This is a genomic window from Saccharomonospora glauca K62 (assembly GCF_000243395.2).
GTDB lineage: Bacteria > Actinomycetota > Actinomycetes > Mycobacteriales > Pseudonocardiaceae > Saccharomonospora > Saccharomonospora glauca.
This window is the reverse complement of the sequence record NZ_CM001484.1, coordinates 1,098,829-1,113,675: the sequence shown is the minus strand read 5'-3', so window position 1 is coordinate 1,113,675 and position 14,847 is coordinate 1,098,829. Positions and strand designations below refer to the sequence as shown.

The following is a 14,847-nucleotide window of genomic DNA, read 5'->3' as shown; positions in this document are numbered from 1 at the left end:
GTCCCTACCTGACGTCCTCGCCGGGAGCGCGCCACGTGTTGCAGTCCCCCGCGTCGCCGTGCCGGAACCCACGGGCGGCCCACTGACGCTGGGTCTCGCTGGTGCCGTGGGTGTCGCTGTCGATCCAGTTGCGGAAGTCGTCCACCGCGGCGTCCCCCACCTCGTCGGTGATCGATCCCCGCCCCACGGCGCTGGCGAGGAAGACACCGGCGAAGCAGTTCGCCTGCAACTCGACCCGCCTGCCCAGCTCCAGGTCGGACGGGCTACCCGCGGGATAGCGGTTGAGCTGGGCGTTCGCGTCGTCGAGGATGCCGCTGAGGTGCTGCACGTGATGGCCGTACTCGTGGGCCAGCGTGGCGATGTGGGCCTCCTGCGTGAGCCCGAACGCCTCCAGGGTGCGGGCGCGCGGCAGGTAAATGGTGGCGTCCTCGGCGCAGTACAGGCCGGTGGCCTCGTCGGAGGGCGGCAACTCGCCGCACGCGGTCGCCGGGTCGTCGGTGATGTCCACGGCGACCGGGGCGAACTCCACTCCCGCTCGGCTCAGTGCGGGCTTCCAGGCGCGTTCCAGGCACCGCAGCTCGGCGTCGTAGAACGCACGCAGCCGTTCCGGATCGCTGCCGAGTTCGGGAAGCTCGCAGCGCACCTCTTCCAGGACGGTACCGCTCCGCAACAGCCGGTTGTCCCCGATCGAAGCCAGCGAGGGAACCGACTCCCCGGCCCCGAGCGTCGCGCCGGGCGAGCCGGAGTCGGTGTCGTCGAGGGACGGCAGGACGGCCACGAACACACCGACGAGCGCCAGGGCGACGGCGACCGGGAGCACCGCGCGCCACCACGATCTCCGCGGGGAGTCGGATCTGGGCTCGGCCGTCTCGTCCGCGCCCCACAACTCCATCGGAAGATCGTCCAGGTACGGCCGGACGGGCCCTTGCTCGCGGGCCGGGTCCTCCGCCGCGTCGCCGACAGTGTGCACAACAGCCTTCACGGTTGACGTCACATATCGGCGACGAGGATAAGGCCTCGGGTTTCGGCCGCACATACCGCCATGTCACGAAACGGACACGCGCCGAGACGACGAGCGTCCCGCGAGGCCGCATGGCGTCGGAGCGGAGTCGATCGGTGCCGACGGACACGTCGACGAACGGACGACGGTGGGCGCAGCAGGGTTCGAACCTGCGACCCCCTGCTTGTAAGGCAGGTGCTCTCCCGCTGAGCTATGCGCCCGAAGAACTCCCGGCACGGTGGCCGGGAGTTCCTTGGCCTCGAATTGCGATCGAACCGTCAGCCGAGGTCGGCGATCGCCTTCTTCCACGCCTCCTGGTTTCGCGGCTCACCCGGCTGGTTCACCTCGGCGAACCGCACAATACCCTCGGTGTCGATCAGGAAGGTACCCCGCAGGGCCAACCCGGCCTGCTCGTTGAACACACCGTACGCCTTCGCCACCTCGCCGTGCGGCCAGAAGTCCGACAACAGCGGGAACTGGTAGCCCTGCTGCTCGGCCCACGCCTTGAGGGCGAAGGGCGTGTCCACCGAGACACCGAGCACCTGGACGCCGGGGTACTGGTCGTACTCGTCGCGGAGCTGGCACAACTCGCCCTGGCAGATGCCGCTGAAAGCGAACGGGTAGAAGACGAGCAGCACCGGCTTGTCACCTCGGAACGACGACAACGTGACCGGCTGCTTGTTGTAGTCGTTGAGCGTGAAGTCCGGAGCCTCCGTACCGACCTCGACGGCCATGAGCACGACAACCTTTCGCTTGTCCGACGTTACGGGTCGACATCCGGCCAGTGGCTCGGCGCGATGCCTGCTTTCGCCGACGCGAATGCCGAGAGAACCCTACCGCGAAGTTACACAGGAAAGAGGCGGGGTCGTCGGGGCTCAGCGGCGTGACGTCGATCTCGGCACGAGCCTGGTGGCGGTCCACCGATCGCCGATGCTGAGGTTGGAGGTCTGCGACATCCCCACCGTGGGAACCGCCTCGGCGATCTCACTGGGCTCGACGTGACCGGGCTGGCCGGTCTTCGGCGTCAGCACCCACACGACTCCGTTCTCGTCGAGCGGCACCCGAGCGTCCACGAGCGCGTCCCCGAGGTCTCCGTCGCCGTCGCGCCACCAGAGCAGCACCACGTCGATGACTTCGTCGGCGTCCTCGTCGAGCAGCTCGCCACCAATGTGCGCCTCGATGGCGGCGCGGACCTCCTCATCGACGTCCTCGTCCCAGCCCAGCTCCTGGACCACCATGTCCGGCTTGATCCCGAGCCTTTCGGCGACGCTGTTCTGGCCAGCGTCTCCCGCGGCGACCACGACTTCTCACTCCTCCAACTGGGTATGCGCGGTCCGCCACCGGTCATTCACCCCGAGCGACCGACCGCACTACGTACACGGATGGGCATAGCGAACACCGCAACGGCGCGAAGCGCAACCGTCCACACCGGAAGCCTTCGGGGTCGGGTCAGCGACGAGGCGGGCGGGGCGGGTTCACTTCCAGGTCGGGCGCGATTTCTCCGAATCCGGGCAGCCCGGCCCTCCACCATCTGAACTAGGGTGGGAAGCGCGGTCCGACGGCACATACCCGCAGGACCACACGAGCCGACACGGTGTTACGAACAGCTCAATGTTACCGCAGAGTAGCAGCTGACGAACATCGTGTCCACAGCCACGATGACTAACGACAACTCGAAGTAACTCGGAATTCGGCGAGGAGATCCCTTGGCCCCCCAGAACGACGAGGCCGGGCGCGGCGCCACCGCTGGCGCCTCCGGCCAGGGAGCACCGGCGCGTGTCCGCGTCATCCGCGACGGACTGGCGGCGCACTTGCCTGACATCGACCCGGAGGAGACGTCCGAATGGCTCGACTCCTTCGACGCCGCATTGGCGAGGGGCGGTCAACAGCGCGCGAGGTATTTGTTGCTGAGGATGCTGGAGCGCGCCCGTGAGCGCAACGTGGGCGTGCCCCCGCTCACCACCACCGACTACGTCAACACCATCCCCACGGAGAACGAGCCGTGGTTCCCCGGTGACGAGGAGATCGAACGCCGCTACCGCGCGTTCATCCGCTGGAACGCCGCGATCATGGTCCACCGGGCCCAGCGACCGGGCGTGGGCGTCGGTGGTCACATCTCGACCTACGCTTCCTCCGCCGCGCTCTACGAGGTGGGCTTCAACCACTTCTTCCGGGGCAAGGACCACTCGGGTGGCGGCGACCAGATCTTCATCCAGGGTCACGCGTCCCCCGGTATCTACGCGAGGGCCTTCCTGGAGGGAAGGCTCACCGCCGAGCAGCTCGACGGGTTCCGGCAGGAGTTCTCCCACGCCGGCGCGGGCGGCGGGCTGCCGTCGTACCCGCACCCGAGGCTGATGCCGGACTTCTGGGAGTACCCCACGGTGTCGATGGGCCTCGGCCCGATGAACGCGATCTACCAGGCGCGGTTCAACCGCTACCTGCATGCGCGCGGCATCAAGGACACCAGCGACCAGCACGTGTGGGCGTTCCTCGGCGACGGCGAGATGGACGAGCCCGAGTCGCGCGGCCTCGTCCACGTGGCCGCCGGTGAGGGCCTGGACAACCTCACGTTCGTCATCAACTGCAACCTGCAGCGACTCGACGGCCCCGTCCGCGGCAACGGCAAGATCATCCAGGAACTGGAGGCCTTTTTCCGTGGCGCGGGCTGGAACGTGATCAAGGTCATCTGGGGTCGCGAGTGGGACGCGCTGCTGCACGCCGACCGCGACGGCGCCCTGGTGAACCTCATGAACCAGACGCCCGACGGCGACTACCAGACGTACAAGGCCAACGACGGCGCGTACGTGCGGGAGCACTTCTTCGGGCGGGACCCGCGCACGAAGGCCCTCGTCGAGAACCTCACCGACGAGCAGATCTGGAACCTCAAGCGCGGTGGGCACGACTACCGCAAGGTGTACGCGGCGTACAAGGCCGCGATGGAGCACCACGGTCAGCCCACGGTGATCCTCGCCCACACCATCAAGGGGTACGGCCTCGGCCCGGCGTTCGAGGGCCGCAACGCCACCCACCAGATGAAGAAGCTGACGCTCGACGACCTCAAGCTGTTCCGCGACGCCCAGCGCATCCCGATCAGCGACAAGGAACTGGAGCGCGACCCGAAGCTGCCGCCGTACTACCACCCCGGCGAGGACGCGCCGGAGATCCAGTACATGAAGGGCCGCAGGCAGGCCCTCGGCGGCTACCTGCCGGAGCGCCGGTCGAACGCCAAGCCGCTCGTGCTGCCGGGCGACAAGGTGTACGAGGCCATCCGCAAGGGCTCGGGCAAGCAGGACGTCGCCACCACGATGGCGTTCGTCCGGCTGGTGCGCGAGCTGGCGAAGGACCCGGAGATCGGACATCGGATCGTGCCGATCATCCCGGACGAGGCCCGCACCTTCGGCCTCGACTCGATGTTCCCGACGGCGAAGATCTACAACCCGCAGGGCCAGAACTACACGTCGGTGGACGCGCAGTTGATGCTGGCCTACAAGGAGTCCGAGCAGGGCCAGATCCTGCACGAGGGCATCAACGAGGCGGGTTCCACCGCGTCGTTCACCGCCGCGGGCACGTCGTACGCCACGCACGGCGAGCCGATGATCCCGATCTACATCTTCTACTCGATGTTCGGGTTCCAGCGCACCGGTGACGGGCTGTACGCGGCGGCCGACCAGATGGCACGCGGCTTCGTGCTGGGTGCGACGGCGGGCCGGACCACGCTGACCGGTGAGGGCCTGCAGCACGCGGACGGGCACTCGCACCTGCTGGCGACCACCAACCCCGGCGTGGTGGCCTACGACCCGGCGTGGTCGTTCGAGATCGCCCACATCGTGCGCGACGGGCTGCGCCGCATGTACGGCGAGACGGGGCCGGACGGCAACGGTGAGAACGTCATGTACTACCTCACCGTCTACAACGAGCCCTATCAGCAGCCCGCCGAGCCGGAGAACCTGGACGTGGAGGGCCTGCTCAAGGGCCTCTACCGCTACCGGACCGCTCCGGAGGGCGACGGCCCCAAGGCGCAGATCCTGGTCTCGGGCGTGCTGATGCCGGAGGCGTTGCGTGCTCAGGACCTCCTCGCCGAGGAGTGGGGCGTGCGGGCCGACGTGTGGTCGGCGACCTCCTGGTCGGAGCTGCGTCGGGAGGCCGTGGAGGTCGACCGCGACAACTTCCTGCACCCGGCCGACACCCCGCGGGTGCCGTACGTGACGCAGAAGTTGTCGGAAGCCGAGGGGCCGGTCGTGGCCGTGTCGGATTGGATGCGCGCGGTGCCGGACCTGATCCGGCCGTGGGTGCCCACCGACATGCTGACGCTGGGCACGGACGGGTTCGGGTTCTCCGACACTCGTCCCGCGGCGCGCCGCCACTTCCTCGTGGACGCGGAGTCGGTCGTGGTCGGTGTACTCACGATGCTCGCCCGCCGCGGGGAGATTCCGCGCGACCGAGTCGTGGAGGCGGCGCGGAAGTACCGGATCCACGACGTGATGGCCGCGGGCCCGCAGACGTCGGACTCCGGCGTGGCGTGACCCGACCCGGTGTCCGATGTGGATGAAGGGACCCTCTGACCGGATCTCACGAACGGGTGAGTCCGGTGGCGGGGCTTGATCTCGAAGTCCATAGTGGAAGCACCGGTGGGGACCGGGGAAGTGGGGCCGCCCGGCACGACCGCTCACGGCGTGCCGGGCGGCCTCTTTCGCGTCGATGACGCCGCCGAACCGTGCGGTCCCACCTTCCGGGAAACCCCGCGTAGGATTCGGCAACAGCATGTCCACTGAGCCGTCGTCACCCTTGGATCAGCCCGCCCTCCCTCGGCACGAGCTGTCCGAGGCCACGCTGCGTGCGCTCGAACGGGCCTCCGGAAGGCTCGCCAGGGCCAGTGTGGCCGCCATCGAGGAACGTCTACCCTGGTTCGCCAGGTTGCCCGCCGACCAGCGCGCGAGCGTGCTGCTGATCACCCAGGCCGGAGCGGCCGGGTTCGTCCGCTGGATGCGCGACTCGCAGGAGGCGTTGAAGCTCACCACCGAGGCGTTCCGTTCGGCACCGAGGGAGTTGTCGCGCTGGATCAGCCTCCGCCAGACCGTGGAGATCGTGCGACTCGCGGTGGACGTGTTCGAGGAACAACTGCCCCGCTTCGCCGCCGACGAGGCCGAACGGGCCGCGCTGACCGAGGGCATCCTCCGCTACGGCAGGGAGATCGCGTTCGCCGCCGCCAACTCCTACGCCGCCGCCGCCGAGGCCAGAGGCGCGTGGGACGCGCGGCTGGAGGCGCTCGTGGTCGACGGCGTCGTCCGCGGTGACGCCGAGGAATCGGTGTTGTCACGGGCCGCGGCCCTGGGATGGGACCCGGCCGCGGGCGCCACCGTGCTCGTGGGCAATCCCCCCTCGGACGATCCGCCGTCGGTGGTGTTCGAGGTGCGTAGCAAGGCCGCCAGGGTGGGCAGACCGGTGCTGCTGGGGGTCCAGGGCTCACGCCTGGTCGTGGTGGTGGCCGGTCCGACGGAGGGCACCCCCAAGGACGAGGAGGTGCTGCCCACGCTGGCCACCGCGTTCGCGGAGGGCCCCGTGGTCGCCGGACCCACCGTGGACAGCCTCGCCGAGGCGCACCGCAGCGCGGCGGAGGCACTGTCCGGGCTGCGCGCCGTGGTCGGCTGGCCCGCGGCTCCCCGGCCCACGCGCTCGATCGACCTGCTGCCCGAACGCGCGCTCGCGGGCGACGCCGAGGCGGAGCGGGTCCTCGTGAACGAGATCGCGAAGCCACTGGAAGAGGCGGGACCGGCGCTGCTGGAGACGATCGAGACCTATCTGGAGACCGGCGGCGTACTCGAGACGTGTGCGCGCCAGTTGTTCGTTCACCCCAACACCGTGCGCTACCGGTTGAAGAAGGCGACCGAACTCACCGGTCGCAACGCGGCCGACCCCCGCGACGCACTCGTGTTGCGGACGGCCCTGACCGTGGGCAGGTTGGCGCGCTCGCGTGGGCTGTGGTGACCGCCGTCCCCCACGCGGTGAGCCGAGACACAACGTTGCTGTGATCACACACGATCGTGGTCGCTCTTTGTAGAGAGTCCACAACCCGATTCCGAGGACTTGGTGACTGGGCAGCATGCCCCCGGACCCCAAGATCCGTGTTCCCTACAGGAGTGACCACCGCTCTCCTCTGCCCCGGACAGGGCTCCCAGACCCCCGGCATGCTGACGCCTTGGCTCGAACTCGACGGAGCGCGCGACCGCGTCGCGCAGTGGTCGAAGAACACCGGACTCGACCTGGTGAGGCTCGGCACCGAGGGAACCGCCGAGGAAATCCAGGACACCGCGGTCGCCCAGCCGCTCATCGTCGCCGCGTCGCTGCTGGCCTACGAGTACCTGCCGGCCGACGTGACCGCCGACGCCCCGGTGGCGGGCCACTCCGTCGGCGAGCTGGCCGCCGCCGCCGTCGCCGGTGTGCTGACGGCGGACGAGGCCGTGGCGCTGGCTGCCGTGCGGGGAACCGAGATGGCCGCGGCGTGCGCGGTCGAACCGACGAGCATGGCCGCCGTGATGCTCGGCGACCCCGACGAGGTGGTGGCCTGGCTGCACGAGCACGGACTGGAGGCGGCCAACCGCAACGGCGCCGGCCAGATCGTCGCCTCGGGCGCCGCCGACGCCATCGAGAAGATCGTGGCCGAGCCGCTGCCCGGCACCAAGGTGCGGGCCTTGAAGGTGGCGGGCGCGTTCCACACGAAGTACATGGCCCCCGCCGAGGAGGCGCTGCGCGGCCACGCCGACAAGATCACCCCCTCCGACCCCACCCGGCCCCTGCTGTCGAACGTCGACGGCAAGGTGGTCACCAGCGGCGAGGAGTACCTGCGCAGGCTGGTCTCGCAGGTGACCCGCCCGGTGCGGTGGGACCTGACGATGCAGGGCCTCGCCGAGCTCGGCGTCGACCGGACCATCGAACTGCCTCCCGCCGGGACGCTGACCGGGCTCGTCAGGCGAGAGCTCAAGGGCACGGTGACCACCCCGTTCGCTCTGAAGACGCCTACGCAACTCGAGGAGCTGGCATGACCCGGCCGACACTCTCCCTGGCCCAAGGCGCGAAGGCGACCCGAGTGCTCGGCGTGGGTAGCACCCAGCCCGACCGGATCGTCACGAACGACGAGCTCTCGCAGCACCTGGACACCAGCGACCAGTGGATTCGCGAGCGCGTGGGCATCATCGAACGCCGTTTCGCCGCCGAGGACGAACGACTGGTCGACATGGCCGTCACCGCGGGTGCCAAGGCACTCGCCGACGCCGGGGTCGCCCCGTCGGAGGTCGACACGGTGATCGTGCCGAACTGCTCGCTGCCCGCCCCGATCCCCAACGCGGCGGCCCAGGTGGCCGACCGCATCGGCATCAAGGCCGCGGGTGCGTTCGACCTCAACGCCGCGTGCGCGGGCTTCTGCTACGGGCTCGGAGTGGCGTCGGACCTCATCCGCGCCGGGTCCGCGAAGAAGGTGCTCGTCATCGGCGCGGAGAAGCTCACCGACGTCGTCGACCCCACCGACCGCTCGACGGCGATCATCTTCGCCGACGGCGCGGGGGCGGCCCTGGTCGGTCCCTCCGACGAGCCGGGCATCGGCCCCGTGGCGTGGGGCAGCGCGGGCGACCTCGTGGACATGATCTACATGCGGGACAACCGCTACATCCACCAGGAGGGCCAGCCGGTGTTCCGCTGGGCGACGACGCAGATCGCCCCCGTCGCCATGCGGGCCGTCGAACTGGCCGGCCTGGAGCTGTCCGACATCGACGTGCTCATCCCGCACCAGGCGAACCTGCGTATCGTCGATGCCATCGCCAAGCGACTGCGCGCCAAGGGCGCACGGGAGGACATGGTGGTGGCCGACGACATCCGCTACTCGGGCAACACGTCGTCGGCGTCCATCCCGATCGCCTTGGACCACATGCGCGCCGCGGGCACCGTGAAGCGCGGGGACATCGTGTTGGCCGTCGGCTTCGGGGCGGGTCTGTCCTACGCGGGGCAAGTGCTCGTCTGCCCTTGAACCACCACGTGATACCACTGACGCCGACGGCGCTAGGCCCGTCGCGATCCCGAAACCGGAGAAAGGAAGCCCAGTGGCAGACAAGAACGAGATCCTGGCCGGCCTCGGCGAGATCGTCGAGGAGGTCGCCGGTGTGTCCGCCGACGACGTGACCGCCGAGAAGTCCTTCGTGGACGACCTCGACATCGACTCGCTGTCGATGGTCGAGATCGCCGTGCAGGCCGAGGACAAGTTCGGTGTGAAGATCCCGGACGACGAGCTGGCCAACCTGAAGACGGTGGGCGACGCCGTGGACTACGTCGCGGCCAACGCGAAGTAGAGCTTCTCGCAACACACCTCGGGGAGACACCAATGAGCAACATCGACGTCGTGATCACCGGCCTCGGGGCCACCACTCCGCTCGGTGGGGACGCCCCCTCGACCTGGGACGCGCTGCTGGCGGGCCGGAGCGGCGTCCGCCGTCTCGAAGCCGACTGGATCGACGAGGTCGACCTGCCGGTGAAGATCGGCGCCGTGCTCGCCGAGGAACCGACGGAGAAGATCCCGCGCGTGCAGGCCCGCAGGCTCGACCGTTGCGAGCAGGTGGCCCTGCTCGCCGCGCGCGAGGCGTGGGCCGACGCCGGTTTCCAACCGCCCACCGAAGAGTCGCAGGACGTCGAGCCCGAGCGGCTCGGCGTCTCGATCGGCTCCGGGATCGGCGGTCCCGTCACGATGCTGAAGCAGGACGACCTGTTGGAGCAGCACGGCATCCGCAAGGTGTCGCCGCTGACGGTGCCGATGCTGATGCCCAACGGGCCCGCGGCACACGTGGGCATCGACCTGAAGGCCCGAGCCGGGGTGCACTCCCCGGCCTCGGCATGCGCCTCGGGAGCCGAGGGGATCGCGGTCGGAGTCCAGATGATCCAGTCGGGTCGAGCCGACGTCGTGATCGCGGGTGGTGCGGAGGCCTGCATCGCGCCGATCACCATCGCCGGTTTCGCGCAGGCACGCACCGTCTCCACACGCAACGACGAACCGGAACGGGCCTCACGGCCGTTCGACACCGACCGCGACGGCTTCGTTCTCGGCGAGGGCGCGGGTGCGGTGGTCTTGGAGCGCGCCGACCGGGCGGCCGCGCGGGGCGCGCGGGTGTACGCGCGACTGGGGGGCTACGGCATCACCTCGGACGCCTACCACATCACCGGGAACCACCCCGACGGCGTCGGGCAGATAGCCGCGATGGAGAACGCCATCCGGATGGCGGGTCTCACGGCCTCCGACGTGGGCCACGTCAACGCTCACGCCACGTCCACCGTCGTCGGTGACGTCGGTGAGGCCGCGGCGATTCGCAAGGCCATCGGCGACCACCCGGTGGTGACGGCTCCGAAGAGCGCGCTCGGACACCTGGTGGGTGGCGCCGGTGCCGTCGAGAGCATCGTGACGATCCTCTCGATCTACCACGGCATCGTGCCCGCGACGTTGAACCTGGAGAACCAGGACCCGAAGGTCGAACTGGACGTCGTGTCCGGCGAGCCGCGCAAGATCGACCTGACGGCGGCCATCAGCAACTCGTTCGGCTTCGGGGGCCACAACACCGCCTTGTTGTTCACGAAGGCGTAAGCACGGCCGACGGCCGTACGACGAACGGTGAAGGCCACCTCGACGCGCGTCGAGGTGGCCTTCACCGTGTCCGGACCTCGGGGCGGATCAACCCACCTGATGCAGCCAGGTCACCGGGGCGCCGTCGCCGGCGTGCCGAAAGGGTTCCAGCGCTTCGTCCCAGCTCGAACCGAGCAGCTTGTCGAGTTCGTGCGCGAGCTGTTCGCCGGCACGGCTCTTCGACACGAGGGTGCGCAGCCGGTCCTCCCCGACGACGATGTCGCCGTTGGCGCTGGTCCGGGCATGCCACAGGCCCAGCCCTGGCACGTAGCAGAACCGCTGCCCGTCCACCCCGTAGCTCGGCTCCTCGGTGATCTCGAACCGCACCATCGGCCAAGCCTTCAGGGCGGCGGCGAGCTTGCCACCGGTACCTGCGGGCGCGCGCCAATCGCACTCGGCACGTAGCTGCCCCGGAGCGGCGGGCTGCGCAGTCCACCGCAGCTCCACCCTGGTGCCGAGCGCACCGGAAATCGCCCACTCGACGTGCGGGCAAACCGCAGACGGCGACGAGTGGACGTACACCACGCCACGAGTGCTCACTGCTGACCTCCGCTACTCGACGAGGGGCGTCTTCCCCTACGACCTCGTCTCCGAAGCGGATTAATCAGCTCGTGGCAACTCCCCCGCTATTCTGCACACGCCTCACCCATTTGGCCACATGAACCCCAGAAATCACACCTCTGTGATGTTCCCATTACCGAAACACTCAATTCGGGGATACCTGCTTCTACGCAGCGCAGACCGCATCGAGTATCCGCAACGAAGCAATACTCAGGTGTAATACCGATGGGTAGCCGCCTTTCCGGTGACAGCAATCACTGCGGCGGTTACGTTGTGCGCATACCGCCCGGCGATCGCGAGTGGACTCGGTTATAAACACAGAGCAAGCCAGGCGGTGAGGGAGAGACCACGTGCGAGTCGTCCGGTTTCCCGCAAGGCCCACCCGCGTAGCCGACGACATCCGGGCGGCACTCGCCTCGTTGGGCCGGGGCGGGGACATCATCGGTGGTGTGGCGGTCCTGGGCGTGGCGCCACCCGATTCCGACCTTCGGGTCGACGCCGCGCTGGTGCTCCCCCGCGGCGTCCTCATCGTCGTCGGCGTCGACCTGCCCGATCCCGCCGTGACACTCACCGCTCCGTTGAACGGCGAGTGGAAGGCCGACGGCTGGCCCCTCGTCCGTCACGGAACCGACGGCCCCGCCGAGGAGACCGATCGGGACCACGTCAATCCGGCCACGAAGGCCCTCGCGCTCGCGGGCCGGTTCGCCGACCGCATCCACGCCACGGACCCCACCGTCGGAGTCGGTGTCGTCATCGCGGTGGGCCCGTTCGTGAAGAACGTCGAGCAACCACCCGAGGACCTGGCGGGACCGGTGAGGGTGATCTATCCGACGGCGTCGTCGTTCCTGGAGGCCACGGCGGCCCTCCCGCCTCCTCCGCGACCGCTTTCGACGGAGCAGGCGCGGGCCGTCCTGCGCGACCTCGCTCCCTCCGCGACGACCTTCGACGACGCCGCGTTGACGGCCGAGGGATTCGCCCCGCCGGGCACGGCGGAGGTGCCGTCGACGCAGCACACCCCGTCCGCTCCTCCCGCTCCCGTCGCACCCGCGTCCGACCGGCGCCGGGTGTTCCGTCGTCGCACCGCCGTGGCGGCCGCCGCGCTGCTCGTCGTCGCGGCTCTCACCGCGATCGTCGTCGGGAACTTGCGGGAGGCTCCCACCTCCGTCTCCGCCGAGTCCCCGGCCGCGCGAACGGCCACCGTGGAAGCCGGAGGCCTGAGCTTCAGTCCGGTGGCTCGGGACGTCGCGACGACGTGCGAGCCGCACCACGCCGTGGGCGACGTGCAGTCGTTCCTGCTCGATCACGGCTGCACCGAGGTGGTCCGCGCCAGCTTCCGGACCGTGGTGGAAGGCCGGGTGGTCTCGGTGTCCGTCGGCGCGGTCACCTTCCCGAACGCCGAGCTGGCCGACGAGTTCGAGCGACTCGTCGACGCCCCCGGCACGGGCGTCCTCACCGACGTGGCGACCGAGACGAACCGGTGGGACGACACCACCCCCTCATTCGAGGGCGCCGCCTACACGACCCGACGGAACGGGACCACGGTCCGGACCGTGCTGGCCGACGCGGACGGCGAGTCCGAGAACGTGGCGTTCCGCGTCGCCAGGGCCGCGCTCGATCTGCCGCTGCGGTGACCCCGCCGCGGCTTCACAAGCCGTACTCCTCCAGCAGCCGCAGCCACACCTCGCTGATCGTGGGAAACGCCGGTACGGCGTGCCACAACCGCCGCAACGGCACCTCGCCGACCACGGCGATCGTGGCCGCGTGCAGCAGCTCCGCGACGTCCTGGCCGACGAACGTCGCTCCGACCACCACCTCCCGGTCGGTGTCCACCACCAGCCGGGCACGTCCCTCGTAGCCCTCGGCGTGCAGCGAGGCACCGGCCACGTCGATGGGGAGGTCCACGGCGCGATGCGACGGTTCCGCGGGCTCCGCCGGGCCCACGCTCGCCACCTCGGGGTCGGTGAACACCACCTGCGTGACGGCATGGTGATCGGCCGTCATGGCGTAGCGGGCCCACGGCTTAAGGCTCACGCGTTCCCCTCGGGCACGGGCTACAACGACGTCACCCACGACGCGCGCCTCGTACTTGCCCTGATGCGTCACGGGAGCGCGCCCCGTGACGTCCCCCGCCGCGTAGAGCCACCGGCCGTCCACTCCCGAGACCAGGCCGGTGTCGTCCACCTCCAGGGGGCGTCCCGGCGTGAGGCCCACCCGCTCCAGCCCGAGGTCCGACGTGGCGGGCCGCCGCCCCGTGGCCACGAGCAGTCGCTCCACCGTGACGGCCTCACCGCCGTCCAGCTCGACCCGCGCTCCCCCGTCGACCGCCGAGGTGCGCCGGACCTCGACCCCGAAGCGGACCCGCACCCCGTCGGCCCGTAGTCCCTCGGCCACCGCCTCACCGGCGAACCGCGGCATCCTCGTCAGCAGGCGATCGTCGCGCACGAGCAGGTCCACGCGAGAGCCCAGCCGGGCCCACGCCTGAGCCATCTCCACGCCCACCACGCCACCGCCCACCACCGCCAGGGACTCGGGAACCCACGACGCCGAGGTGGCGTCGCGCGAGGTCCACACCGGCACGTCGGCCAGCCCCTCCACGTTCGGGATCACCGGCACACTGCCGGTGCACACCACCACCGCGTGGTTCGCCCGTAGGACGGCGCCACCGTCCACGGTGACCTCCCGCTCCCCCGACAGTCGACCACGGCCCCGCACGACGGTGACCCCGGCGCCCTCGGCCCACGCGACCTGCCCGCCGTCGTCCCACTCCGACACGAACTTGTCCCGCCGCGCGAACACGGCGTGCTCGTCGATCCGGCCCACGCTCGCAACCCCCGGCACCCGCCGGGCGGCGGCCAGCGCGTTGCCGGGCCGCAGCAACGCCTTGCTCGGAATGCACGCCCAATACGAGCACTCGCCGCCGAGCCGCTCGTGCTCCACCAGGGCCGCGCTCAGACCACCCCGCACCACCCTCGCGGCGACGTTCTCACCGGCGGGACCACCACCGATCACGACGACGTCGACGGTCTCGGGAAGTCCGTCCACAGTGTGCTCCGTCATACCTTCGTAAGCGCACACCACACCGTCGCGTGTCGCAACCGGAGCCCGCGCTGGCCCCTCGGGGAGGACGCTATCCTTTCCGGCGCACAGGAGTTCGACGGTGGCAGGTGGAGGTAGGCGCTTGGCCAGGGTCACAGCGATCCACACGCTGGACGACATCACGGGGGAACCGGCCCGTGAGACCGTGTTCTTCGCTCTCGACGGCGTTAGCTACGAAATCGACCTCACCGCCGAGCACGCGGACGACCTCCGCGGCATCCTCCGGCCCTACGTCGAACACGGCAGGCGCACGGGGGGACGCAGGCGCAAGCGCAAGCTGGTCAAGGGCCCGACGCCGATCCGACGGGCGTCCGCCCGGCTGCGGTCCGAGTCCGCCGAGCGCGGGAAGGCCACCGAGTCCGATTCCGAGCAGCCCACGCGGGCGGCGCGCCGGTCCCGGCGTGGCGCGAGCACGCGGCGGAACACGACCACGACGCTGACTCCCAGGCCCACCCGGCGGCGTCCGGCGCGGAACACCGAGGCGACCGCACCCTCCCCCGTGCCGGCGGTGACGTTCTCCGCGCCCGCGAGCTGA

Annotated in this window: 13 protein-coding genes and 1 tRNA gene; 8 read left to right on the top strand and 6 right to left on the bottom strand. The window is 70.0% G+C overall.

Annotated features, from left to right (window positions below):
• Positions 1–4: 4 nt before the first annotated feature.
• The 4 genes from SACGLDRAFT_RS05340 to SACGLDRAFT_RS05325 form a co-directional block, all read right to left on the bottom strand.
• Positions 5–970, bottom strand: a complete 966-nt coding sequence (locus SACGLDRAFT_RS05340) for a neutral zinc metallopeptidase (RefSeq protein WP_005462437.1) — start codon at positions 968–970, stop codon at positions 5–7.
• 179 nt (positions 971–1,149) lie between these two features.
• A tRNA-Val gene (locus tag SACGLDRAFT_RS05335) sits at positions 1,150–1,221 on the bottom strand.
• Between the two features lie 57 nt (positions 1,222–1,278).
• Positions 1,279–1,734 (bottom strand): peroxiredoxin, encoded by a 456-nt coding sequence (locus SACGLDRAFT_RS05330; protein WP_005462435.1) that lies wholly within the window; start codon positions 1,732–1,734, stop codon positions 1,279–1,281.
• Positions 1,735–1,875: 141 nt separating this feature from the next.
• Positions 1,876–2,301: a DUF3052 domain-containing protein gene (locus SACGLDRAFT_RS05325; protein ID WP_005462433.1), complete on the bottom strand. Its 426-nt coding sequence runs from the start codon at positions 2,299–2,301 to the stop codon at positions 1,876–1,878.
• 405 nt (positions 2,302–2,706) lie between these two features.
• Here SACGLDRAFT_RS05325 and aceE point away from each other — a divergent pair, with 405 nt between their 5' ends.
• The 6 genes from aceE (at position 2,707) to SACGLDRAFT_RS05295 (ending at position 10,616) form a co-directional block, all read left to right on the top strand.
• A complete protein-coding gene (aceE, locus tag SACGLDRAFT_RS05320) occupies positions 2,707–5,523 on the top strand; it encodes a pyruvate dehydrogenase (acetyl-transferring), homodimeric type (protein WP_005462431.1) in 2,817 nt (938 codons plus the stop codon).
• Positions 5,524–5,761: 238 nt separating this feature from the next.
• Positions 5,762–6,985 carry a PucR family transcriptional regulator gene (locus tag SACGLDRAFT_RS05315; RefSeq protein ID WP_005462430.1) on the top strand — a complete coding sequence of 408 codons (1,224 nt, stop codon included), beginning with the start codon at positions 5,762–5,764 and terminating at the stop codon, positions 6,983–6,985.
• A gap of 152 nt (positions 6,986–7,137) precedes the next feature.
• On the top strand, positions 7,138–8,040 hold the full coding sequence (locus SACGLDRAFT_RS05310; protein WP_269728614.1) for an ACP S-malonyltransferase: 903 nt from the start codon (positions 7,138–7,140) through the stop codon (positions 8,038–8,040).
• On the top strand, positions 8,037–9,017 hold the full coding sequence (locus tag SACGLDRAFT_RS05305; protein WP_005462426.1) for a beta-ketoacyl-ACP synthase III: 981 nt from the start codon (positions 8,037–8,039) through the stop codon (positions 9,015–9,017). The genes SACGLDRAFT_RS05310 and SACGLDRAFT_RS05305 overlap by 4 nt, the downstream gene beginning before the upstream one ends.
• 73 nt (positions 9,018–9,090) lie before the next feature.
• The gene (locus SACGLDRAFT_RS05300) at positions 9,091–9,336 is read left to right on the top strand and encodes an acyl carrier protein (protein WP_005462424.1); all 246 of its coding nucleotides are present in this window, start codon (positions 9,091–9,093) and stop codon (positions 9,334–9,336) included.
• A gap of 32 nt (positions 9,337–9,368) precedes the next feature.
• On the top strand, positions 9,369–10,616 hold the full coding sequence (locus SACGLDRAFT_RS05295) for a beta-ketoacyl-[acyl-carrier-protein] synthase family protein (protein ID WP_005462422.1): 1,248 nt from the start codon (positions 9,369–9,371) through the stop codon (positions 10,614–10,616).
• An 87-nt stretch (positions 10,617–10,703) separates the two neighbouring features.
• On the opposite strand, the gene SACGLDRAFT_RS05290 is transcribed toward SACGLDRAFT_RS05295, so the two are convergent.
• Complete coding sequence (locus SACGLDRAFT_RS05290) at positions 10,704–11,195, bottom strand: DUF3145 domain-containing protein (RefSeq protein WP_005462420.1); 492 nt, start codon at positions 11,193–11,195, stop codon at positions 10,704–10,706.
• Positions 11,196–11,566: 371 nt separating this feature from the next.
• Here SACGLDRAFT_RS05290 and SACGLDRAFT_RS05285 point away from each other — a divergent pair, with 371 nt between their 5' ends.
• A complete protein-coding gene (locus tag SACGLDRAFT_RS05285; protein ID WP_005462419.1) occupies positions 11,567–12,847 on the top strand; it encodes a hypothetical protein in 1,281 nt (426 codons plus the stop codon).
• 13 nt (positions 12,848–12,860) lie between these two features.
• Here the strand turns inward: SACGLDRAFT_RS05285 and SACGLDRAFT_RS05280 are convergent, their stop codons facing one another.
• Positions 12,861–14,273 carry a dihydrolipoyl dehydrogenase family protein gene (locus tag SACGLDRAFT_RS05280; protein WP_040918593.1) on the bottom strand — a complete coding sequence of 471 codons (1,413 nt, stop codon included), beginning with the start codon at positions 14,271–14,273 and terminating at the stop codon, positions 12,861–12,863.
• Positions 14,274–14,394: 121 nt separating this feature from the next.
• Between SACGLDRAFT_RS05280 and SACGLDRAFT_RS22905 the strand changes: the two genes are divergently transcribed.
• Entirely contained in the window at positions 14,395–14,847 is a 453-nt protein-coding gene (locus SACGLDRAFT_RS22905) for an Lsr2 dimerization domain-containing protein (RefSeq protein ID WP_040918591.1), read from the top strand.

What these genes read in the sequence shown, in the direction of transcription:
- SACGLDRAFT_RS05330 (WP_005462435.1), bottom strand. Translation starts at nt 1,734, where the DNA reads ATGGCCGTCGAGGTCGGTACGGAGGCTCCGGACTTCACGCTCAACGAC.
- SACGLDRAFT_RS05315 (WP_005462430.1), top strand. Translation starts at nt 5,762, where the DNA reads ATGTCCACTGAGCCGTCGTCACCCTTGGATCAGCCCGCCCTCCCTCGG.
- SACGLDRAFT_RS05305 (WP_005462426.1), top strand. Translation starts at nt 8,037, where the DNA reads ATGACCCGGCCGACACTCTCCCTGGCCCAAGGCGCGAAGGCGACCCGA.
- SACGLDRAFT_RS05280 (WP_040918593.1), bottom strand. Translation starts at nt 14,273, where the DNA reads ATGACGGAGCACACTGTGGACGGACTTCCCGAGACCGTCGACGTCGTC.
- SACGLDRAFT_RS05295 (WP_005462422.1), top strand. Translation starts at nt 9,369, where the DNA reads ATGAGCAACATCGACGTCGTGATCACCGGCCTCGGGGCCACCACTCCG.